The organism is Paenibacillus lactis (assembly GCF_017873605.1).
In the GTDB taxonomy this organism is placed as follows: domain Bacteria; phylum Bacillota; class Bacilli; order Paenibacillales; family Paenibacillaceae; genus Paenibacillus_AQ; species Paenibacillus_AQ lactis.
The window spans coordinates 426,452-447,544 of sequence record NZ_JAGGKI010000002.1; the positions used below are offsets into that span (position 1 = coordinate 426,452).

A 21,093-nucleotide genomic window follows, 5' to 3' on the forward strand; every position below is an offset into this window, starting at 1 on the left:
TGCTGTATCCCTTATTTCGAGGCTTTCGCCCAAACCTCATCCAGCTTCTGCAGGAATTGCTCGCCTGTCATATCCTTGTTCATGAAGAATTCCTGAGTAGCCGGCGCCAAGTCGTTCGTGATGATGCCGGACGGGAAGTAGTTCAGCGCCCAAGGAATCGTCTGGCCGCTGTTCGTCGCTTCATGCACGGCCTGGGACAATGGATCCAGGTTGCCTGCCTCGATGTTGGTCAGCGCCGGAATGAACTTGAAGTCGTCGACGATCGCTTTTTTACCGGTATCGCTGGTGAAGAGCCAGTTCAAGAATGCGTTGGCTGCTTTCACTTCGTCCGCATCGGCCTGGTTGTTGATCACCCAGTAGCTCGCAACCCCGACCGCAAGTTTATCGTTGCCTGCCAGCGGGAACGGCATCATGCCGATTTTCGAATCCATATCCCCGAAATCGGCGAGCATGGAATAGCTCCAGTTGCCTTGGTGAACCATCGCCGTTTTGCCTGTTGCGAAATCACCCATTTGGCTGTCGTACTTCACTTCCATCGGGTTTTTGGCATTGGCTTTGATCGCGTCCATGAATTTCGCCCATTCCTGGAATTCCTTCGTATCCGCCATCTTCACTTCGCCTTTGTTCAGCTGGTCGATAAAGGCCAGCGGATCGGACTGAAGCGCGAACGGAGTATTCAGGATATGCCCGATCAGAAAGTAAGCTTCCTGCGACAGGCTCAGCCCGTTCTTGCCTTCTGCCTTCATCTGCTCCAACAGCTTCGTGAACGAATCCAGGTCCTTCACGTTTGCCGGATCGACGAGATCCTTGTTGTACACGAGGCCGAAGCCTTCAACGCCGTAAGGAACGCCGACCGTCTTGTCTTCCACCTTCAGCTCCATGTCAGGCGCGATATTTTTGACGTATTCCTCACCGCTCAAGTCCGTAAAGTAAGATTTCAATTTCTCCGATTCAGGCCCCGGCGCTACGCTGAAAATCGTAGGGCCTTGATTGCTGCCAAGCTTCGCTACCAGCTGCTGCGAATAAGCATCGCCGGCGGCTCCCCATACTTCAACCTCATTGCCGGTTTCTTCTTTATAGGTCTTAACCAGTGCTTCAAGAGGCTCCGTAATTTCAACCTTCGATTGGAAGAGTGTTATTTTCTTTAGTTTGTCTCCTCCGGATGCTGCTCCCGAATCTTTGTCGGCTGTACCGGAAGTGCCGCCGCAGGCCGCCAATGTGGCCACCAAAGCCGTTGCAGTCAGTACGCTTAATACCTTTTTTACTTTTTTCAAGTGACACGCCTCCCCCGTAAGGACTCAATAAAGTAAAACGTTTACAACCCAATCATAGGCCTGTTATGCGCTCATGTCAATAAAAATTGTACGCGTTTTCATAAAATATTAAGTAAAATATTTAGTAAAATATATTACTTTTTACTAGAATAGTTCGTAAAACTTTATTTAACGGTCTTTCTCCACTGAATGGTGGCACTTAATTTAAAAGGCTCCTTGCCAGTCGTCCCCTTAATCATGCCGAGCAGCTCCTTGGCGGCCAAATAACCGCTCTCATAACGCGGGATCGCAATCGTCGTCAGGCCTGCCATGGCCGCCGCGTCCGAGTTGTCAAAGCCGGTAACGGAAATATCCTCCGGCACGCGGAGCCCGTTCTCCTCGAAAGCCTTGATCGCCCCAAGCGCCATATTATCATTCGCGCATACCAGCACTTCCGGAAGCGAGTTCCCGAGAATCAGAATTTTGGCTGCCTGATATCCGCTCTCTTCGCTGTAGTCCCCATGGAAGTAGTTGCGGCGGTCAAAGAGGATCCCATTCTTCTCCAGCGTATCGACGAATCCGGCGTACCTCTCTTTATGGTCAAGCGTAAACTCGAGACCGCCCATAAACCCGAAACTGCGGAACCCCTTATCCACCAACGCCTGCACCATATCGCACATCACCGGATAATTGTCGACAAGGACGCTTTTGGTATTGGCAAATGCATTATCGATAATGCGGTCCATGAGCACGACAGGGAATTGAGGGGTCGCCACGGAGATTAAATAATCGTCCGTCATATGCCGATCCAGGCTTATGGTACCGCTTGCAAATTTGCTGCGCATGAAGTTCGCGCTCGATTTGCTGGTGCAGATGATCAGATCATAGCCGTTCTCCGTCAGGCAGTGGCTGATGCCCTTAATAATTTTCAAATAATAGTCGCGGTCGAAATCGCTGAATACAAAGATGATCGTGTTGCTGTGATCGGATTTGGCCGCCTTGTTCGGAAAATAACCTTGCTCCGAGCAGATCCGAAGCACCCGTTCCCGGGTGTCCTTGCCAACGTTCTTCCGTCCGTTGAGCACATTGGATACCGTCGAAACCGAGACCTCCGCGAGCTTGGCAATTTCCTTTAAACTACTCATGATTCCAGTCCCCCTCCAAACGCTATGTAATTTTAATATAACATGGTTTTATTTTTAATAAAATTTACTTGTTCTGGGTAAACGAATTTTTTTGCCGGAAGCTTCCCCCTGTCACTATATACTTCCGGACCGAACAGCTCCTTTTTTCTCAAGCAAAAAGCAGGCCGTGCCGGGCTGCTTGCAGAAGTCCGATTGAAGTTTTCAATCGGATGCAATAACAAAGAACCGTGGCCCTTTTAGCCACGGTTTCTTTTCACGCTATGCACTTCTTATCTCGAAATATGGCCCGCTGAAGGCTGCAGAAAGTCCACGATCTCCGGGGCCAGCACCTCCGGCGCCATGACGACAGCCGAATGGTCTTGGCCTGGAAGCATGCGGTGTTCACAATGCGGGAGCAAGCCGGCCAAAGCGCTGGCAGCGTTATGGAATAAAGCCCCGCTGTTCGCGCCCGTCATTACCATCACCGGGGCACTGACCTCCCACCGGTCCGTAGGCAATGGTTGACCGGATTGCGTATTTCCCATAATCATTCCGTCGTAAGCCAGCGTATGCGCTAAACCCTCCATCGCCTTCCAGGATGGGTCTGCCTTCATGAATTCGATGTATTCGCCCGGAATTCCCAGTGCGGCTGTCATGTAGTATTCTACCGCTTCGCTTCGTTGGTTCCCGGCCATCAATGCATTCAAGTGCTGCACGTATTCCGGCGGTACCGGAGCACGGCTGTCATCGATGATAAACGGCGGTTCGTATAGAAACAGCTTGCTAACTTTACCGCTGCCGAGGCTGCTGGCTGCATCCAGGGCCAGAACGGCCCCCGATGAGCTCCCGAACACATAGGCGCTGCCGCCTGCCTCCTGGATAAGGGCTTCCAGGTCTTCGATCTCGCGTTCAACTGCATATGGAGCCGTATCCGCGCTGTCGCCGCGCCCTCTCCGATCGTAATTGTAGACGGTGAAATGCTCGGACAGCAGCTCGGCAAGGCGCGATCCGTCGTTGTGATCCGCAGCGGCGGAGGACACAAGCACGATTGCCGGTCCCGTACCCTTTTTCTCATAAAAAATCCGTGTACCGTCTTTCGAAATCACATGGCTCATCCCAATTCCTCCTTGTTATGGTTGATTAATTATGTACTGCATTTGATGCTCGAATCTTTCCAGCGTCTCCTGGTATCCTTCCACCATGCCCATGGGCTCCGCCTGATCCAGATCCTCTGCGCTTGCAAACTGAGTGATAATGCTCAGCCTTGTTCCACCCCTTGCCTCGTCGAATGTGACGGACGTCAGCATATCGCTTCCCTCGACGGGGTTCCACTGCGAGTCTGTAAATGTGTCATTGTAGACAAGCCTCGACCATTCCACCACTTCGGTATAAATCGCCTTGCAGAATGCCGTATCTCCCTCACCGGCCGTATCGGGCGCAATCCGGTAGCGCCAAGCGCCGCCCGGTCTTACATCCATTTCGTACACCGTGGCGGTCCAGTTCCTCGGCCCCCACCAGCGTTCGATGTGCTCAGGCTTGGTCCAGCCTTCCCAGGAAAGCTTCAGGGGGATGGAAACGATGCGTTCCACCGTCAGCTTTCGCTGTTCTCTGTCTTTCGTAATGGTTGTCTTCCTGCCCATGTGAATCCCTCCCGTCTATTCGGCTCTGCCCCGGCAGAGCCCTTCCTGTGGATCTAGCAAAAAAGTCAATTAACTCTCCTTTCCGTTCAAGTCGCTCATATAGTCTTCGAAATTGTCGAGTCTCTCTTCCCACAGGCGGCTGAAGGAGTCGAGCCACTCGTCCAGTTCCTGGAACGGACGGGCTTCAAGACTATAGATGCGCTGCTGCGCATTCTTGCGGACCTTCACCAATCCCGCTTCGTTCAGGATCCGCAAATGCCGGGATACTTGCGGCTGACCGATGTTAAGCAGCTCTACGAGGTCACTTACCGAACGCGGTCCTTGCTTTAATAGCTCGATAATGTTAAAACGGTTCGGTTCCGAGATCGTAGACAGGGTTAATTGCATTGCTGAAGTGTTCATGATTGAAATATACACCAATGTGTATATACGTGTCAACGAATATATTGGCGTAAACATTATTTTTCTTTCAAATGCCTCCCGTCAGCCTCTTCTTCTCAGCATCGTTAACCGGGCGGATCTTCCCTGGTGAGTGCTCAGTGCTCTATCCTATATCAAAGAGAAAAAGACAGCCCGATCGGGCTGCCTCCCCCTAAAATGAACTGCTTACGAGAAATTGAAATCCCGTCGCACCATTACCCTTTTATGCCTCTTTTATGCCTGCACATTAGGGCTGAATGGACACGTCGTGCAGCTGCATTATGCCATTCGGGTGCCTCCAGAATCCTTGCACCTTGCTGCTAACGCCGTTCAAATACTCCTGGTGGTGAATGTAGAGCATCGGTGCGAGTTCGACCAGCTTCTCCTGGGCCTGCTTATAGATCGCCTTGCGTTTCTCCGGATCGTTCTCCTTGCGTCCGGCATCGAGCAGCTGATCCAATTCAGGGTCATTGGTAAAGGTTCGGTTGCCCGGCTCTCCGGCGTTCTTCGAGTGAAACAGCTCATACATTCCGTAGTCGGCATCGGCCGTGACCGTGGACCAACCGAGCACGAACATATCATGCTTGCCCTCTGCCGTTTGGGCGAGGTAAGACCCCCACTCCACCACTTCGATTTTGACGTCGATGTTCAATTCTTTCAGCTTGGACTGGACGTACTCCGCGATCTTGATCCGTTCCGGATTGTCGTTCGTCCAGATGGACGTCGAGAAGCCTTGTTCATAGCCGGCCTCCTTCAGGAGCTCCTTCGCCTTATCCATATTGTATTCAATCGGCTTCACGCTCGGATCATAGCCGTTCACGTCCGGGGCTAGCGGGCCGACGGCCGGAATTCCCGTTCCTTCGTAGATGCCCTGCATAATTTCGTCTTTATTGATGGCCATCGTCAAGGCTTGCCGCACGCGAATATCGTTAAACGGCTTCTTATTGTTGTTGAACCCGATATAAGACAAGCTTAACGACGATTGCCGATTCAGCGACATTCCGTCATTGCTCTCAATCCGGCTGATGCTGCTTGGCGATACCGGATCGATGATATGGGCATATCCGGTCTCCAGCTCCGCAATCCGCGTCCCCTCTTCGCTGACGACCTTGAACGTCACCCGGTCCACCTTCGCCTTGGTTCCCCAGTGGTCCGGGTTGGCCGCAAGCTTCACCTCTGAGCCCGGATTCCAGCTCTCCAGCTTAAAGGTCCCCGTGCCGACCGGATTTTGGGCGAGATAAGCACCGGCCTTTTCGCCGGCATTGACCTTCTCATAATCCAGCTTGATCGCCTCCGCGCTGATTATGCCGACGGCCGGATGGGCGAGATGGGCGAGCAGCGGCGAGTAAGGATACTCGGTTATAAGCTGAACCGTGTGTTCATCCACGACCTTGACCTCTTTAATCATAGCGACGAGCGAAGCCCGCGGCGATGCGACCTTCGGATCCTGCATACGATCCAGATTGGCCTTCACCACTTCGGCATTAAAAGGCGATCCGTCCGTAAATTTCACGCCTTGTCTCAGCTTGAACTCCCACGTTAATTCATCGACAGCCTCCCAGCTCTCGGCAAGCCCCGGCTGGAAGTTCAGGTCTTTATCATGCACCAGCAGCGTGTTATAGATATGCGATGTCACGATGCTGCTTTGCTGGTCTGTCGACATGTGGGGATCCATCGACGCCGGATCCGAAAGCCAGGCTATCACAAGCTCATTAGCTGCCGCCTCCCCGGTATCCTTGCCGGTGTCCGTGCCGGGGTCCTTGTTGTCCGTCCCGGAAGGCGGCGTTGTTGTTCCGCCGCTTGGCGGCGTCTCCGGGTTAGCGCTCTTGCCGCCGCCTGCGCAGGCCGACAGCAGCAGCGTAAAGATGACCAGCATGCAGATCAGCCACCATTTTGTCCTCTTGTTACCTGTCATAGTAAACATCCTCCCCCTTCTTGCGATAAATAGGAAAATATTTCATGCACAGTTAACATATATTTTACTATTTGATATTTATACGAGGATTTTGCAAAAATCCAAAGATCGACTTTCCATCAGCTATATTGCATATTCCTGATACCAGCTAGATATTAATCCAACATCCGCATGCGCATGTTAGCAACAATTCTCAAATTCATATTTTGGAGAAAGGATGATTCCCCATGGATAACCTGACCGCTGATGCTAGAACAACACAGCAGCCCGGCCTGCATGAGGCTCACAGGACTAGATGGAAATCTTTCTATTATCGGTTGAGGAAGAATAAAGCGGCATTATTCGGAGGCTACTTTCTCCTATTCGTCATCCTCGTTGCGATAATCGGTCCGCTATTGACCCAATACGACCCGAGCAAAATCGACTATACGGCCAAATTCCTGAAGCCATCCGCCGATCATTGGTTCGGCACGGACCATAATGGACGAGATATCTTCACCCGCATCATTCACGGCATGCGGCTGACGCTGTCGGTCGGCTTCGTCTCCGTCATCATCGGCGCCGCGTTCGGGATCGTGCTCGGGATTGTTTCGGGGTATTACGGGGGCAAATGGGATACGTTCATCATGCGGATCACCGACGTGATGCTTGCATTCCCCGGCATACTGCTTGCCCTGGCGATCGTCAGCGTTCTTGGCAAAAATCTGTTCAATGTCATCATCGCCGTCAGCATTTTCTCCATCCCCATGTTCGCCAGGGTCGTGCGCGGCTCCACCCTTGCCGTACGCCGGCTGGAGTACATTGATGCCATGCGCTCGCTCGGCGCCAGCGACCGGCGGATTATTTTCGGCCACATACTGCCGAATATCCTGTCGCCGATCATCGTACAGGCTACGCTCCGGATTGCCGTTGCTATTCTGACGGCTAGCGGGCTCTCCTTCCTCGGGCTCGGGGCCCAGCCGCCCACGCCGGAATGGGGGGCCATGCTGAACGACGGCCGCAACTATATTACCGACCATCCGCATGTCGCTTTGTTCCCCGGCTTGTCGATCGTGCTTGTCGTCATTGCCTTCAATCTGCTGGGCGACGGACTGCGGGACGTCCTTGACCCGAAATTAAAAAAATTATGAAGGGAGCTGCCGGGCCATGCTCAAGTATTCCGTTCGGAGACTGATTCAGACGATTCCCGTGATCATCGGCGTCACGATTGTCGTCTTCCTGCTCATGCATCTCATTCCCGGGGACGCGGCACAGGTCATCATCGGGGAAGGCGCGCCGAGAGAGCAAGTCGAACAGATCCGGGAAAATCTCGGACTCAACGATCCGCTGCCGCTTCAGTATTGGAACTATGTCAGCGGGCTGCTTCAGGGGGATCTGGGCGACTCGATCCGCAGCAGCCGGCCGATTGCCGATGAGATTTTCACCAGCCGGTTCTGGATTACGTTAGAGCTCGCCGTGTATAGTACGATTCTGGCCGTGTTTCTCGGCATCCTCGCCGGCATCATCTCCGCCGTCAAGAAAAGCTCCCCCGCCGACATCGGGGTCATGTTCATCGCCCTGTTCGGGCTGTCGATGCCGAATTTCTGGCTCGGTCTGATGCTGATCCAATATTTTGCAGTGGATCTCGGCTGGTTCCGTCCCTCCGGCTGGGGCACCTGGTCGCAGACCGTCCTGCCCGTCATTACCCTTGGGACCGGCGGTGCCGCGATCATTGCGCGGATGACCCGCTCCAGCATGCTGGAGGTGATCAGCCAGGACTATATCCGCACAGCGCGGGCGAAGGGCGTTCGGGAACGCGTCATCATCTACCGGCACGCGCTGAAAAATGCAATGATTCCGGTCATCACCGTCATCGGGCTCGAATTCGGCGGACTGCTTGGCGGCGCCGTGCTAACCGAATCCGTATTCGCGGTCAATGGCATGGGCCGTTATGTGGTCGATTCCATCAGGGGCAGGGATTTCCCGGTCGTGCAGGCTACGGTGCTGGTGCTCTCGGTCATGTTCGTGCTCGTCAACCTGCTCGTGGACATCTCCTATCGGTATTTCAACAAACGCATTGATTTCGATTGATCGACGAATTCGAAGAGAAGGGAGCGAGGGTAGATGAAGTCAGCATCAACGCTGCTGGACATTAAGGATTTGCGGACTTCTTTTTTCACGGAGCAGGGGGAGGGCAAGGCCGTGGACGGGGTCAGCCTGCATGTCCGCAAAGGAGCGACGCTTGGGATCGTAGGCGAATCAGGCTCGGGGAAGAGCATTCTGTCCTTGTCGATTCTCCGTCTCATCTTGAGTCCGGGCCGGATTGTAGGCGGTCAAATTCTATATAACGGCGAGAATCTGCTGGATAAAACGGACCGGCAGATGCGCAAGCTGCGGGGCAATCAAATTTCGATGATCTTTCAGGAGCCGATGACATCGCTGAACCCGGTCTTTACGATCGGTGATCAAATCGCCGAGGTTTATCGCATTCACGAGCAGCTGGGCAACAAACAAGCGCTGGAGAAAGCCGTGCACATGCTGCGGCTTGTCGGCATCCCCTCCCCGGAGAAGCGGATTTCGCAGTACCCGTTCCAGCTGTCCGGCGGGATGCGGCAGCGCGTCATGATTGCGATGGCGCTCGCCTGCAATCCCGACCTCCTGATCGCGGATGAGCCCACGACCGCGCTCGACGTGACGATTCAGGCGCAAATTCTGGAGCTGATGAAAGAGCTGCAGCAGAAGCTGCATATGTCGATTATTTTCATCACGCATGATTTGGGGATTGTCGCCGAAACCTGTGATGATGTGGCGGTGATGTACTGCGGCAAGGTCGTGGAATATGCCGATGTCCGGTCCCTATTCAAGCATCCGAAGCATCCCTACACCATCGGATTGATGAATTCGCTGCCGCGCCATGACGTCGACCAAGAAGCGCTGGAGCCGATCCGGGGCTCGGTGCCGAGCCCATTCGACCTGCAGAAAGGCTGCCGGTTTGCCCCGCGCTGCCCGGATGCCCGGAAGCTCTGCTATGATCAGCAGCCCGAGCTGTCGGCGCTGACGAACCGCCAGCAGGTCAGCTGCTGGAAGTATACCGATCAATGGGATGCCGTAAGCGAGGTGAATGATAACGATGAGCGATAATAGAACCGCAAAGGAATTATTGTCCGTTAAGCATCTGAAGCAGTATTTTCCGATCAAGGGCGGCATCTTTGGACGTACCGTCAATGTCGTGAAGGCCGTAGACGACATTTCCTTCTCCGTTAACGAGGGGGAGACCGTCAGCCTCGTCGGCGAATCGGGATGCGGCAAATCGACGACCGGACGGGCAATTCTGCGCCTGGATGAGCCCACCTCCGGTGAAGTCATGTTCGAGGGCACGAATCTTCTTGCCCTAAGCAAATCGCAGATGAATCGGAAGCGCAAGGACCTGCAGATGATTTTCCAGGACCCGTACGCTTCGTTGAACCCTCGCAAAACCGCGGTTCAAGTGCTGGAGGAAGCGATGGAAATCCAGAACATCGTCCCGAAAAAGGAACGCCGGTCAAGGGCCATCGAGCTGCTCGAAACCGTTGGCCTCTCCGCCTATCAGGCCGATCGCTATCCCCACGAGTTCAGCGGCGGACAGCGGCAGCGGATCGGCATCGCCCGCGCGCTGTCGGTCAATCCCAAGCTCATTATCAGCGACGAGGCCGTGTCTGCCCTTGACGTCTCGATCCAGGCTCAAGTGCTGAACCTGATGAAATCGCTCCAGAAGGAATTCAAGCTGACGTATCTGTTCATCTCCCATGATCTTGGCGTCGTCCGCCACATCTCCGACCGGATCATCGTCATGTACCTTGGCACGATCGTTGAGATTGCGGACAAACAATCGCTGTTCCGGCGGCCGCAGCATCCCTACACCCGAGCGCTGCTGTCTGCGATCCCCACCCTCGATCCCGACCGCAAGAAGGAGCGGATTCTGCTGAAAGGGGACGTCCCTTCCCCGCTCAACCCGCCGTCCGGCTGCCGCTTCCATACCCGCTGTATGTACGCCACGGACCGCTGCAAATCCGAAGCCCCAGTCCTTCGGGAAGCAGGCATGGGCGGCGGCCATCAGGCAGCGTGCCATTACATCGAGGAAATTGCGGAAGGTGCGCTTTATTCTAGGCGGGAGTAATATACCGCAGGCCGGTAATACATCGCTATGCGGAGGAAAGAACCGGGTGCGAAATTATACGGGTGTGAGTGGACGCAGGTGCGGATAGAAACAGGTGCGTAAGAAACAGGTGTGATAGAAATGGTGCGGGTAGAAATGGTGCGGGTAGAAATGGTGCGGATAGAAGTGATGCAATAGAAAGACCGAGCGGCTGTGCCGCTCGGTCTTAATCATGGGCTAGAGCAGAATCAACCGCTACGTGGTAGCTTGTTTTCGCTCACTTCACTCTAACCGCTTCGATTCCTCCGAGGTCGCTCGGAATCATATTTTTCCGCCGGTAAATCGACAGGATCAGGCCGACGACAGCCAAATCTATGAGCTGGTTCGTTCCGCCGTAGGAGATGAAGGGCGGGTCCAGAGAGACGAGCGGGGCAATCCCTATTCCCATAAGTAACGGCCATAACAGCCGGATTCCAAAGACGACCATGATCATCGCTGCCATATGTCTGGCATAAAGATCCCGATGCGTTTTGGAAACTTTCCAGATTCTAATCAGGAATAATATCGTCAAGACTACAACGGCAATACCAAAAATCCAACCGAAGCAATATACGAGATAAGGAAATACGCTATCATTCAAGATATAAGGCAATTTGGGGGATTCTGCTCCGAATCCTTGCCCAAACCACCCGGCATTCTTAATCGCACTTATGCTGTTGCCAACATGCCAGTTATAGCCGGAAAGCGGGTTTAACATATCCCTCCACCGAATAAGCAAAAGCTCCATATGCGTAAAAAGAGAAATCGTTAAGCTCGCAAGTGGAAGCGTCATGATTAGGACAAATTGCCGCGGGTTTTTCTTCGTTCTCCAGGTCAAGACAAGGAATCCGGCCGCGTAAATAAGAGAATACATAACCGAGTTGCTCATGCTGTAAAGCACGATTGGCAGAACGCCCCGATACAGCAGATTCAGCACCATCTCCCATCGCCCCCACTCGAATGCAGGTTTCATTCCAGCCTGTGCAACAAGGAGCGGGAGCAAGGAAAAGGTAATCATATTGACCCCAATAAAGCCGATACCCAAATATCCTGTATTGTATCCATGCAGCTTACCGTAGACTAAAACATATCCAAGTAAGAATAAGACAGAGAAAAATACCATTCCCGCGAATCTTCTTAATTTTCGATAATCCGTAAAATAAAGAACGATAAGCAGGAAAATCCCTATTCCAAAAAACAGTATCTTCCTATCAGGGATTTGCATAAAGCGAATAACATCGGTATAGTAAACGCTCATTGTCCCGAACAGTCCGATTACCGAGAACAATCCTACAATGACAAGCAGCTTCCAATCCAGCTGCGGCCGATGGGCCATGTGCAGACTTCGCCCGATCTCCTCCGGCTCGCCCATCTGCCGTACCGCCTCCAGCACGGCCGGCTCCTCGGCATTCCCCTCCAGCATCAGCAGCTCTGCCCGCTCCTCGATATGGCTTAGCAGCTCTTCCCGGATCTCCGCATGCATGGGCTTTGCCCGAACCTGCTTGCACACGCGGTCCAGAAAATCCTGTACCGTCCTGTACTCTTCAATATACCGCACGGTTAGCTTCCCTCCCCGATGACGGTATCTACAGCGGTGCGGAACGCAATCCATTCTTTGGTCTTCTCATGTAGCTGATCCTTCCCCCGCTCCGTGATCCGATAATACTTCCTCTTGCGTCCATCAACCTGACTCCAATAGGATTCAAGCCACCCTTCCGCCTCAAGCGTATGCAGGATCGGATACAGCGTGCCTTCCTTCATAACGAATACGCCGTCCGAGCTTTGCTCGATCTCCTTGATCAGCTCATACCCGTACATCTCCCGCTTGTTCAAAACGGTCAGCAGTAAAATGACGGTGCTGCCCTTCAGCAGCTCTTTGTTGATGCCCATCCTGCCCTCACCCCTATACCTAGTAAATCTATGTATCGTAATCCTAGGTATGAGTATAAATCATCCTTCCCTGATTCGCAATCCTAAACAGGCTAAATTATCGCATGAAAACAACGCTAATTATGCGTGTATGAAGCGGCCGCCGTCCACGATATGATAGAGTTGATTTCAATTCGGCTGCAACGATGGGAATTGCTCGGCTGTTACTGACAGCGTTTCCATTTCACAATCATGCTAAGAAATGAGGTTATATCATGAATTATCCATTCCAAAATCCCGATCTTCCCTTGGAAGAACGGGTTAACGACCTGGTCTCAAGATTCACGCTGGAGGAGAAAATCGAGCTCATGTGCCAATACCAGGCAGAGATTCCCCGTCTTGGCGTGCAAAAATACAAACACGGCACCGAAGGTGCCCACGGCGTTGCATGGCTTGGCGAAGCGACGGTCTTTCCCCAAAATACCGGGCTTGCCTGCACCTGGAATCCCGAGCTGATGCGTCAGATCGGATCGGTTATCGCCGATGAGGCCCGCGTCTACTACCAGCGCGACAAGGCCGTCAACGGCCTGACCATCTGGGCGCCGACCGTCGATATGGAGCGCGATCCCCGCTGGGGACGCACCGAGGAAGCCTACGGCGAGGACCCCCATCTGACCGGCGAGCTGTCCACCGGACTCGTTCAAGGCATGCAAGGCGACCATCCTTTCTACTACAAAACGGTCGCGACCCTTAAGCATTTCTACGGCAACAACAACGAGGTTGACCGCGGCTGCGCTTCGGTAAGCATCGACCCGCGCAACAAGCGGGAGTACTATTTGAAGGCCTTCGAGTCGGCTTTCCGTAAAGGCGGCGCCAAGTCGATGATGACCGCTTATAACGGCATTAACGGTACGCCGTGCAATCTGAACGATGAGGTAAACCGGATCGTCAAACAGGAATGGGGCATGGACGGATTTGTCGTCGGCGATGCCGGGGACGTGCTCGGCACCGTCATGGACCATCATTACGTCGATTCCTACGCCGAGGCTGTAGCCTGTTCCGTAAAGGCCGGAATTGACAGCATTACCGATGACCAGGAGATCTCCTTCCGCGCCCTCCGCGATGCGCTGGAGCAGGGCCTGCTTACAGAGCAGGATCTCGATCACGCGCTCCGCAACACGTTTCGCGTGCGCTTCCGCCTCGGCGAATTCGATCCGGAGGACCGCAATCCATACAGCCACGTCCCGGAATCGAAGCTGTGCGCACCCGAGCATGCCGAGCTGTCCTTACGGGCAGCTCGTGAATCCGTAGTCCTGTTGAAGAACGACGGCCTGCTGCCGCTGAACAACAATATGCCGTCGGCAGCGGTGATCGGCCCGCTTGCGGATGAAGCCTTTACCGACTGGTACAGCGGCACGCCGCCATACCGGATCACGCCGCTCCAAGGCATTACGGAGAAAATGAACGGCCGCAAGGTGAACTTCCATACCGGGCTGGATCAAGTGCGCCTGCGCAGCGCGGCCAGCGGTCAGTACGTGACGTTGGCGGATGATAACAGGCTTCTCTTCGGAACGAACGAGTCTTCGGAGGCTGCCCTCTTTGAACGCAACGATTGGGGTTGGGGATCCGTTACGCTCCGCCTTGTGAGCAGCGGCAAATTCGTGACGGAGACCGAGAACGGTCTTCAGGCGATCGCTGACGAAGCCCGCGGCTGGTTCGTGAAGGAAGCCTTTGGTCTCGAGACGCTTCCGGACGGTACAACGGTCATGACTTCATGGGAAGGCAAGCCGGTCATTCTGGATGAACAAGGCCGGTTAACCATCGGTGCTGACGGTGCAGAGGCCGCACCGTTTATGGTGGAGACCGTTCAGGATGGCATCGAAGCAGCGGCTGCCGCGGCGAAAGCGGCCGAAACGGCCATCGTTTTTGTGGGCAACAGCCCGTTCATTAACGGCAAGGAAACCATCGACCGTCCTGACATCGTGCTCCCGCCATCCCAGCAGCAGCTGATTCAAGCAGTACATGCAGCGAATCCAAACACGGTTGTTGTCATTGTGGGCAGCTATCCGTTCGCCGTGAACTGGGAGCAGGAGCACGTGCCTTCCATCGTCTTCACGTCGCATGCCGGCCAGGAGCTCGGCCGTGCCGTAGCGGATGTCCTATACGGAGACTACAATCCGGGCGGCCGATTGAACATGACCTGGTATAAATCGGTTGACCAGCTCCCGGACCTGATGGACTACGATATCATTAAAGGGAAGCGTACGTATCAATATTTCGACGGGGATGTGCTTTACCCGTTCGGACATGGTCTTAGCTATACCCGCTTCGCTTACGGCCGGCTGTCCATCAGCGAACCCGTTATGAAAGCGGACGGTCAGGTTACGGTCTCCGTTCAGGTGCGCAATGAAGGCGATCGCGCCGGCGACGAGGTCGTCCAGCTGTACGTCAGCGCGAACAACTCCCGCGTCGTGCGTCCGCTCAAAACGTTAAAGGGCTTCCGCCGGATTCACCTGGACCCGGGCGCCTCGGAAACGGTAAGCTTCGAGCTAGCCGCGGAGGAGCTGGCGTTCTGGGACGTCACGCGCGAGCGTTACTGCATCGAGAGCGGTGAATACAGCGTTATGGTCGGACCTTCCTCTTCACAGGCTGCCGAAACGGCTATCCTGCAAGTGGAAGGAGAAGTCATTCCGCCGCGTTCCTTATCCGGGCGTGTCCGTGCCGTCAATTACGACGATTACAGCGGGGTGTTCATCGACGAATGCCGCGAAGGCGGCGAAAGCATCCGTGTCGCCACGGAAAGCGGATGGATCGCCTTCCATGACGTTGAGTTCAGCGAACCTGTCTCTACGTTCGAGGCCAGAGTGTCCGGCCATATCCGGGGCGGCGAGTTAGTTCTCGCAACAGGCAGCCCAGATGGCCCGATCATCGGAAGCTGCAAGGTGATCCCGACCGGCGGACGCCAAGCCTGGACGACCGTCAAGGCGTCCGTAGAGGCCATATGCGGACGGCATGATGTGTTCCTTATCTTAAAAGGCGAAGTTCAAGTCAGCTGGCTGCGGATGGTTTAATCGGCGAAACTGCTTATATTTTCGGCAATGCCTTCTCCCTATCAATTCCGAGAACATCTGCCCCTCTTTTTTTAGAGCGGGACAGATGTTCTTTTGCTATCTTAGAGTCATAGCTTTAACGGATTGTTCTACCATACTTGGGGCTATTTCGGAAAATGAACCTTTTCCAAGGGTCATTTGTTTATATAGCATAACGCGAAGAAAGGAGTGCCATAATTGACCGAACGTGAGCTGTTTGATTCGTACAACAAGGAAGTGTACCGGACTTGTTATTACATGCTCCGAAACGCGCAGGATGCGGAGGATGTATGCCATGACGTATTCGTCACCGTATTTCGGCAGGACTGGAAGCGTATCGAGAATATCCGGGCATGGATTATGCGCATCACGATGAATCACTGCCTGAATCTGCTTAGGAAAAACCAGACGAAACGTGAGAAGCAGCCCCAGGTTCAGTGGCTCCATGAACACAAGGCCGCATCGATCAAATCGGTCGACGCAGTCGTGCTCGAGAGAGAGACCTCGGCCGAATGGGAGAAACTGCTGAAGCAGCTTCCCGATAAGCTGCTTGCGGTGGTAACCCTCCGCTTTATCGGCGAGCTGTCGGTGGCGGAAATCGCCGATACCTTGCATATTCCGCAAGGAACCGTGAAGTCAAGGCTCCATAAAGCATTGAAGCTGATGCGCAAGAAGCTGGAACAAAATCATTCCGTATGGTTGAAGGGAGAGGAACGACTTGGAACGTCTTGAGAATCAAATGAAAGACCAAATGAAACACTCGAACACGGTGCCTTATCCGGATTTCGACCGGATGTGGAGCAGCATCCAGCAGGGCGAGCTGCGGACAGCCGCCGGAGGAGAATTAGCAGCCCCCCGTTCGCGCAGCCGAAAGCGGACCGCAATTGCAGTCTCGTTGTCTGTCGCCCTTATGGCAACGCCCGTATACGCAGCAGTGACCTATGATTGGTCCAATCTTCTGTCCTTCAGAGCCGGTATTGAGACTGCCCTGGAGCAGGGGCTCGGCCAAACGATCGAGCAATCGGTCACCCGGGACGGCATCACGTTGACGCTGCATACCGCCTTTACGGATGAGAACCGCACCTTCCTCCTGTACAGCCTAGATCCCGGAGCTTCAGGGAAGGGGAAAAATATCGGGTTCCAGAACATAGGACTTCAGGATGCCGACGGCAAGTTAATTAAAGGCCACTACTATCACCAATGGAATGAGGAGCTTCAGGTCTTCCAGGGATATTTCGAAACCGATTGGGTGCTGAATGAGCGCCAAGCCGAGATGGAGTTTGTCGTGGAAAACATCCGTTTTATCGGAGACGGCAGCCAAACCATCGCTTTCCGTCCCGACCATCCGGAGACGCAAACATTCGAGATCCAGAAGGACGGGATCGGCACGGTTACGCTGCAATCCTTCGATCAGCCCGGAGACAAGGTTCTGCTGAATTCCGTCATTACCTTTACCGATCCGGCCGTTCAGTCTAACAGCTGGGTTCGGATCGAAGCAACGGATAAGGAAGGGGCAGGCATAAAGGAGACGGAAACTCCGGTATTCGGCGCACCAGGTGCATCCGGCAACTATACGAGCCAACAGGTGTTTTCCGCAGCCTCCTTAAGCGCCGAAGGAACGACGTTCCAGCTCAAATATGATCGCACGATCGGAAGGGCCGATGGAACTTGGAGCCTGGGCACCTCCCTTTCGAAGAAGCAGCTGGAGGACAGCTCGTTTAAGGAAGAGTTGAATATTCCATTCACCGAGGTACCAGGGGGAACGAAAATCGCAGAAATGATCGTCACGCCAACTCAGGTTCGGCTCGTCTTGACCCATGAAGAGAAATTTACAAGGGCCCACTATATGAACTACAAGCTGGATGTGGGCGGCAAACTTCTCAATGGCAACGTGTGGACTGTGCCGAATCAATCAAACAAAACGGAGCTTCGGTTCGAAATGGCCGGCCTTACGCCTGAAAGCTTGGCCCAACAACCACTAACGCTGATTGCTAACCATCGGGTCGATGAGCACAAGGGCGATGATAATCCGGTGGTTCGGCTAACCGGGATCTCCACAGAGCGGCAAACGGTAAGCTCTAGCATTGGGGGTTATCCGGTCACCTGGACCTACTACATGAAGGACGGCAATCTGTACGTACAATCCAGCAGCACGGATTCTGCGTTCGGCGGAGTGAATCAAACCTATTATCTGGACGGCAAGGATCGGGAATACGGAAGACCTGCCATCCTCGGGGTATTCGGAGACGGAAATAATCAGCATATGGACGTCTATGAGAACTATACCGGAACCGAGCAAGAGCTGTATATCTATAACTATACGACCACCCAGCCTGATGACGAGCTTCGCGTTCCAATTAGACAGGGAAAATAAGTCATGATGATACCACCGGTGCGTTGCTTAGCGTCCACGCTGGTACGACAAGCCATTAACGCACGTCGCAGCCAATTCGTGTGCAGCCAACCATTTAGCAGCTGAGCGAAGCCCACAATCCGGCCGCTCCCTCATTTTTCACGGCTGACAGCCTAAGCGGGCTCTCTCGCCCACAAAAACAGCAGCCCTTCCGGCAGAATCTCTGCCCAGGAGGGGCTGCTGTTTTTCACTGCCGATAATCCGGTTCTGTCGGATGGTTTTCCGAGCTGGCACAGCCAAGCCGCTGATATTATCCTAAACTGCCTTAGATAGGGTAGCGTCAGCTAAGGCCCACAACTCTAAGATCACTGGAAATTGCCGGATTTGCTTGGTCAAAACTTTTTCGGATGGACGTCACAATTCCATGGACCCGGTTGTCATAAGGGTGAACACAAAATAAAACAACCGCAAAGGAGACCCTCCCATGACCCTTAGAATGAATCACAGATCCGTCAATCCAAATGCCTTTAAGTCGCTGCTCGCCTTAGAGCAGTCCGCCAAAAACAGCGGCCTTGACCACAAGCTGTACGAACTGATCAAGCTTCGGGCATCCCAAGTCAACGGCTGCTCGTATTGCGTCGATATGCACGCCAAGGACTTGCTGTCCATGGGGGAAAGCACCGATCGGCTGCTTCTCCTCCCAATGTGGCGGGAAGTACCGATCTATTCCGAGGCTGAGCGCGCCGTTCTGGAGCTGACCGAATGCGTGACGAAGCTCCATGAGGCCGGCGTTCCCGATGACGTCTATGCGCGCGTGCGGGAACATTTCGACGAGAAGGAATACGTCGATCTGATCCTGGCCATCAGCACGATCAATGCCTGGAACCGGATCGGCGTGTCTACCGGCATGTTCCCGGGCTGCTTTGATTAAATCGGAGCAGTTTATCGGGATTTACCATAAGAAAGATCCGTCTGATGCGGGAGACGTCAGGCTCCCACTCTACGGTCAGCACCAGCGTAACCCGGCCGTTCTGTTTCAGCTGAAGCCCGGGCTCCCCATTCACCGCAACCGGCTCAAAGCCTTCACGAAATCTACCCTTTGCCGAAAGCCCCTCGAAAAAGGCGCGTACCCGATCGACCCCCAGAATGGGCTTAAGCGCAGCTCTTGCCTTGCCCCCTCCATCCGAGATGAGCGTTACCTCATCCGTCAAAAATGCCAGCAGAGGTTTGAAATTACCCTCATCGGAAGCTTTCAAGAATGCCTCGACAAAACGCTCCTGCGCTTCTATCCGGTGCTGCCGCGTGTCCGTATTCCATGAGATTCGGCCAATCTTCTGCTTGGCCCTGCTGAAGATTTTCCTGCAGCCGGGCTCCGTCTTGCCAAGCATCTCCGCCAGATCCTTGTATTCCAGCCCTAGCGTTTCCTTGCATACGTACACTGCACGTTCCAGCGGCGTCAGCTGCTGAAGGAGCACCAGGTAAGCATAGCCTATATTTTCACGGCGCTCGGCGGGATCGGCCGGCATTACCGGCCCGTCAATCGGCAGCGGCTCCGGCAGCCAAGGTCCTGTATAAGTCTCGCGCTGACGGCGGGACGAGCGCAGGAGATTGATGCAGCGATTCGTGGTCATTTTTGCCAAGTACGCCTTTACATTCGATACCTCACCTTGGTCCATCGCAACAAATTGGGAAAAGACGTCCTGTACAATATCCTCCGCATCGGCGGCACTTCCCAGCATTCGGTATGCGAGGCTGAACAGAAGCGGTCGATAGGCGGTATAAATTTGTTCCAGCAGCATAAGCTCCCTCCTCGTCACTTCTGCATTTCTCTATCCTTACCTCATAATGAAGACAATTCAGCTGCCGCATTTGTGACGTCACCTGCCGACTGTCATGATTAGGGTGTCCCGAAACTGCGAAATTGCGAAGCTGTGACCAGCTATCACAACTTTGGGGCCTCCCCGTCTTCAGGGGCGGCTATAAAATCTGTGCCCTTCTTCCGTGCAAGCCAACCCGTGTGACGCTTTCTCCAAAACGCCGCAACGGCGACGACGGCAAGCGGATAGACGGCCGGCCATCCCAGGAATGGATAAAGAGCCACCGTCACGACAAGCGATACCCCGGAAGCCAGCCTTCCTATGCGATCGTCCCGCAGCAGCTTGAATCCGGCAAGGCAGCCGCCGACATATGTTGCTATAAATGTCGCATTGGGCAGCGCAATCAATTCGTTTAACGTTACCACACCGCTCCCCAAGACGCACAAAGCGAGAATTCCGCCGGCTGCGATAAAACCAAGTCCGCCGACAGGCGTCCCGTATTTGCCGTTCAACGTACCCATCCACCGCGGTGCGGCCCCTTCCCGAGCCAGCGTTAACGCAATGCGGGAGGCTGCGCTTGAATACGCATTATGTGCAGCGAAGCAAATAAAGAGCGCGGCCGCGGCAACAATCCACCCGCCTGCCGGGCCAAGCGTCAGCTGCACCATGGCGCTCAGGGAAGTTGCCGAGCCCACCTCTTGGCCGTAGCTTCGGGTTGCCACGTTCATGAATGCCACGGCAAAATATATGATCGCTACGATGCCGGCGCTCCATATCACACCGCGAAGAGCATTCCGCTTCGGGTCAACGAACTCGGCCGACAGGTGGGTCACCGCCTCCCAGCCGATAAAGCACCAGAACATTAAAGCAGCTGCCTGAAACACGCTCAGCCCGCCGTGCGGAAGAAAAGGCGTGAAATGAGCGGCGTCATAATGCGGAACCGACGTGCAGATTGCCAGCAGCAGGATGCCGAGGATTAAGGCTACGACGATCATTTGCACCCTCCCGGCTAATTTTAGCCCAAACCCGTTCATAACCAAAGGCAGGATGAATATGAGCAGGGCAAGGATATACGTCTCCATACTGCCCCACCCAAGCAAAACAGCCACGTACTGTGCTCCCGTTACCGCAAGGACCGGTCCCCCGATCGGCACCGACAATAGGAACAGCCAACCGACCAGATTGCCGTAATGGCGGCCAAAGGCCAGCCTGACAAAATGGGATACGCCGCCGGAACTCGGGTGCCTTGACGCCAACAGCCCCATTGTTACGGCCATCGGAACAACCAGGATGGACATGGCCAGCCAGGCTATGAGCGATGCGGGACCTGCCAGCTCTGCCGTTAAGCCGGGGATGAGCAGAATGCCGGACCCGATCACCGAACCGAGATATAACGCAATAATATGCGGAAGCCGAAGCACCTGGCGCAGCTCTTTTCTATCCATTTTGCACCTTCCTTT

18 protein-coding genes are annotated in these 21,093 nt (G+C 54.2%); 8 read left to right on the forward strand and 10 right to left on the reverse strand.

What is annotated here, in order from left to right; translation table 11 throughout:
- Positions 1 to 11: 11 nt before the first annotated feature.
- The 6 genes from J2Z18_RS04850 to J2Z18_RS04875 form a co-directional block, all read right to left on the reverse strand.
- The gene (locus tag J2Z18_RS04850; protein WP_007130686.1) at positions 12 to 1,274 is read right to left on the reverse strand and encodes an ABC transporter substrate-binding protein; all 1,263 of its coding nucleotides are present in this window, start codon (positions 1,272 to 1,274) and stop codon (positions 12 to 14) included.
- Between the two features lie 164 nt (positions 1,275 to 1,438).
- Positions 1,439 to 2,398 (reverse strand): LacI family DNA-binding transcriptional regulator, encoded by a 960-nt coding sequence (locus tag J2Z18_RS04855; RefSeq protein WP_007130687.1) that lies wholly within the window; start codon positions 2,396 to 2,398, stop codon positions 1,439 to 1,441.
- 269 nt (positions 2,399 to 2,667) lie between these two features.
- Positions 2,668 to 3,492, reverse strand: coding sequence for an alpha/beta fold hydrolase (locus J2Z18_RS04860; protein WP_007130688.1), 825 nt, complete (start codon positions 3,490 to 3,492; stop codon positions 2,668 to 2,670).
- 15 nt (positions 3,493 to 3,507) lie between these two features.
- Positions 3,508 to 4,017 carry an SRPBCC family protein gene (locus J2Z18_RS04865; RefSeq protein ID WP_007130689.1) on the reverse strand — a complete coding sequence of 170 codons (510 nt, stop codon included), beginning with the start codon at positions 4,015 to 4,017 and terminating at the stop codon, positions 3,508 to 3,510.
- 69 nt (positions 4,018 to 4,086) lie between these two features.
- A complete protein-coding gene (locus J2Z18_RS04870) occupies positions 4,087 to 4,419 on the reverse strand; it encodes an ArsR/SmtB family transcription factor (protein WP_100085238.1) in 333 nt (110 codons plus the stop codon).
- A 265-nt stretch (positions 4,420 to 4,684) separates the two neighbouring features.
- On the reverse strand, positions 4,685 to 6,352 hold the full coding sequence (locus J2Z18_RS04875; RefSeq protein ID WP_210094254.1) for a glutathione ABC transporter substrate-binding protein: 1,668 nt from the start codon (positions 6,350 to 6,352) through the stop codon (positions 4,685 to 4,687).
- 227 nt (positions 6,353 to 6,579) lie between these two features.
- Here J2Z18_RS04875 and nikC point away from each other — a divergent pair, with 227 nt between their 5' ends.
- From nikC to J2Z18_RS04895, 4 genes are read left to right on the forward strand one after another with little or no spacing between them, the layout of a single operon-like run.
- Complete coding sequence (gene nikC / locus J2Z18_RS04880; RefSeq protein WP_007130692.1) at positions 6,580 to 7,482, forward strand: nickel transporter permease; 903 nt, start codon at positions 6,580 to 6,582, stop codon at positions 7,480 to 7,482.
- A 16-nt stretch (positions 7,483 to 7,498) separates the two neighbouring features.
- Positions 7,499 to 8,422: an ABC transporter permease gene (locus J2Z18_RS04885; RefSeq protein ID WP_028404120.1), complete on the forward strand. Its 924-nt coding sequence runs from the start codon at positions 7,499 to 7,501 to the stop codon at positions 8,420 to 8,422.
- Positions 8,423 to 8,455: 33 nt separating this feature from the next.
- On the forward strand, positions 8,456 to 9,472 hold the full coding sequence (locus J2Z18_RS04890) for an ABC transporter ATP-binding protein (RefSeq protein ID WP_210094255.1): 1,017 nt from the start codon (positions 8,456 to 8,458) through the stop codon (positions 9,470 to 9,472).
- Positions 9,462 to 10,487 carry an ABC transporter ATP-binding protein gene (locus J2Z18_RS04895; RefSeq protein ID WP_007130695.1) on the forward strand — a complete coding sequence of 342 codons (1,026 nt, stop codon included), beginning with the start codon at positions 9,462 to 9,464 and terminating at the stop codon, positions 10,485 to 10,487. The genes J2Z18_RS04890 and J2Z18_RS04895 overlap by 11 nt, the downstream gene beginning before the upstream one ends.
- A 256-nt stretch (positions 10,488 to 10,743) precedes the next feature.
- On the opposite strand, the gene J2Z18_RS04900 is transcribed toward J2Z18_RS04895, so the two are convergent.
- Both J2Z18_RS04900 and J2Z18_RS04905 read right to left on the reverse strand, forming a co-directional pair.
- On the reverse strand, positions 10,744 to 12,063 hold the full coding sequence (locus tag J2Z18_RS04900; protein WP_007130696.1) for an FtsW/RodA/SpoVE family cell cycle protein: 1,320 nt from the start codon (positions 12,061 to 12,063) through the stop codon (positions 10,744 to 10,746).
- 2 nt (positions 12,064 to 12,065) lie between these two features.
- Entirely contained in the window at positions 12,066 to 12,395 is a 330-nt protein-coding gene (locus J2Z18_RS04905) for a PadR family transcriptional regulator (RefSeq protein ID WP_210094257.1), read from the reverse strand.
- Between the two features lie 254 nt (positions 12,396 to 12,649).
- Between J2Z18_RS04905 and J2Z18_RS04910 the strand changes: the two genes are divergently transcribed.
- From J2Z18_RS04910 to J2Z18_RS04925, 4 genes are all read left to right on the forward strand, one after another.
- Positions 12,650 to 15,445: a glycoside hydrolase family 3 protein gene (locus tag J2Z18_RS04910; protein WP_210094258.1), complete on the forward strand. Its 2,796-nt coding sequence runs from the start codon at positions 12,650 to 12,652 to the stop codon at positions 15,443 to 15,445.
- A 216-nt stretch (positions 15,446 to 15,661) separates the two neighbouring features.
- On the forward strand, positions 15,662 to 16,195 hold the full coding sequence (locus J2Z18_RS04915; protein WP_210094259.1) for an RNA polymerase sigma factor: 534 nt from the start codon (positions 15,662 to 15,664) through the stop codon (positions 16,193 to 16,195).
- The gene (locus J2Z18_RS04920) at positions 16,182 to 17,837 is read left to right on the forward strand and encodes a DUF4179 domain-containing protein (protein WP_210094260.1); all 1,656 of its coding nucleotides are present in this window, start codon (positions 16,182 to 16,184) and stop codon (positions 17,835 to 17,837) included. Before J2Z18_RS04915 ends, J2Z18_RS04920 begins: the two co-directional genes overlap by 14 nt.
- A gap of 463 nt (positions 17,838 to 18,300) precedes the next feature.
- Positions 18,301 to 18,747, forward strand: coding sequence for a carboxymuconolactone decarboxylase family protein (locus J2Z18_RS04925; RefSeq protein WP_210094261.1), 447 nt, complete (start codon positions 18,301 to 18,303; stop codon positions 18,745 to 18,747).
- Here J2Z18_RS04925 and J2Z18_RS04930 read toward each other — a convergent pair.
- On the reverse strand, positions 18,716 to 19,615 hold the full coding sequence (locus tag J2Z18_RS04930; RefSeq protein ID WP_210094262.1) for a sigma-70 family RNA polymerase sigma factor: 900 nt from the start codon (positions 19,613 to 19,615) through the stop codon (positions 18,716 to 18,718). The genes J2Z18_RS04925 and J2Z18_RS04930 overlap by 32 nt on opposite strands.
- A gap of 143 nt (positions 19,616 to 19,758) precedes the next feature.
- Positions 19,759 to 21,078, reverse strand: coding sequence for an APC family permease (locus J2Z18_RS04935; RefSeq protein WP_210094263.1), 1,320 nt, complete (start codon positions 21,076 to 21,078; stop codon positions 19,759 to 19,761).
- Positions 21,079 to 21,093: the final 15 nt, after the last annotated feature.

What these genes read in the sequence shown, in the direction of transcription:
- J2Z18_RS04895 (WP_007130695.1), top strand. Translation starts at nt 9,462, where the DNA reads ATGAGCGATAATAGAACCGCAAAGGAATTATTGTCCGTTAAGCATCTG.
- J2Z18_RS04890 (WP_210094255.1), top strand. Translation starts at nt 8,456, where the DNA reads ATGAAGTCAGCATCAACGCTGCTGGACATTAAGGATTTGCGGACTTCT.
- J2Z18_RS04935 (WP_210094263.1), bottom strand. Translation starts at nt 21,078, where the DNA reads ATGGATAGAAAAGAGCTGCGCCAGGTGCTTCGGCTTCCGCATATTATT.
- nikC (WP_007130692.1), top strand. Translation starts at nt 6,580, where the DNA reads ATGGATAACCTGACCGCTGATGCTAGAACAACACAGCAGCCCGGCCTG.
- J2Z18_RS04885 (WP_028404120.1), top strand. Translation starts at nt 7,499, where the DNA reads ATGCTCAAGTATTCCGTTCGGAGACTGATTCAGACGATTCCCGTGATC.
- J2Z18_RS04875 (WP_210094254.1), bottom strand. Translation starts at nt 6,352, where the DNA reads ATGACAGGTAACAAGAGGACAAAATGGTGGCTGATCTGCATGCTGGTC.
- J2Z18_RS04865 (WP_007130689.1), bottom strand. Translation starts at nt 4,017, where the DNA reads ATGGGCAGGAAGACAACCATTACGAAAGACAGAGAACAGCGAAAGCTG.
- J2Z18_RS04910 (WP_210094258.1), top strand. Translation starts at nt 12,650, where the DNA reads ATGAATTATCCATTCCAAAATCCCGATCTTCCCTTGGAAGAACGGGTT.
- J2Z18_RS04860 (WP_007130688.1), bottom strand. Translation starts at nt 3,492, where the DNA reads ATGAGCCATGTGATTTCGAAAGACGGTACACGGATTTTTTATGAGAAA.
- J2Z18_RS04930 (WP_210094262.1), bottom strand. Translation starts at nt 19,615, where the DNA reads ATGCTGCTGGAACAAATTTATACCGCCTATCGACCGCTTCTGTTCAGC.
- J2Z18_RS04925 (WP_210094261.1), top strand. Translation starts at nt 18,301, where the DNA reads ATGACCCTTAGAATGAATCACAGATCCGTCAATCCAAATGCCTTTAAG.
- J2Z18_RS04905 (WP_210094257.1), bottom strand. Translation starts at nt 12,395, where the DNA reads ATGGGCATCAACAAAGAGCTGCTGAAGGGCAGCACCGTCATTTTACTG.
- J2Z18_RS04855 (WP_007130687.1), bottom strand. Translation starts at nt 2,398, where the DNA reads ATGAGTAGTTTAAAGGAAATTGCCAAGCTCGCGGAGGTCTCGGTTTCG.
- J2Z18_RS04870 (WP_100085238.1), bottom strand. Translation starts at nt 4,419, where the DNA reads ATGAACACTTCAGCAATGCAATTAACCCTGTCTACGATCTCGGAACCG.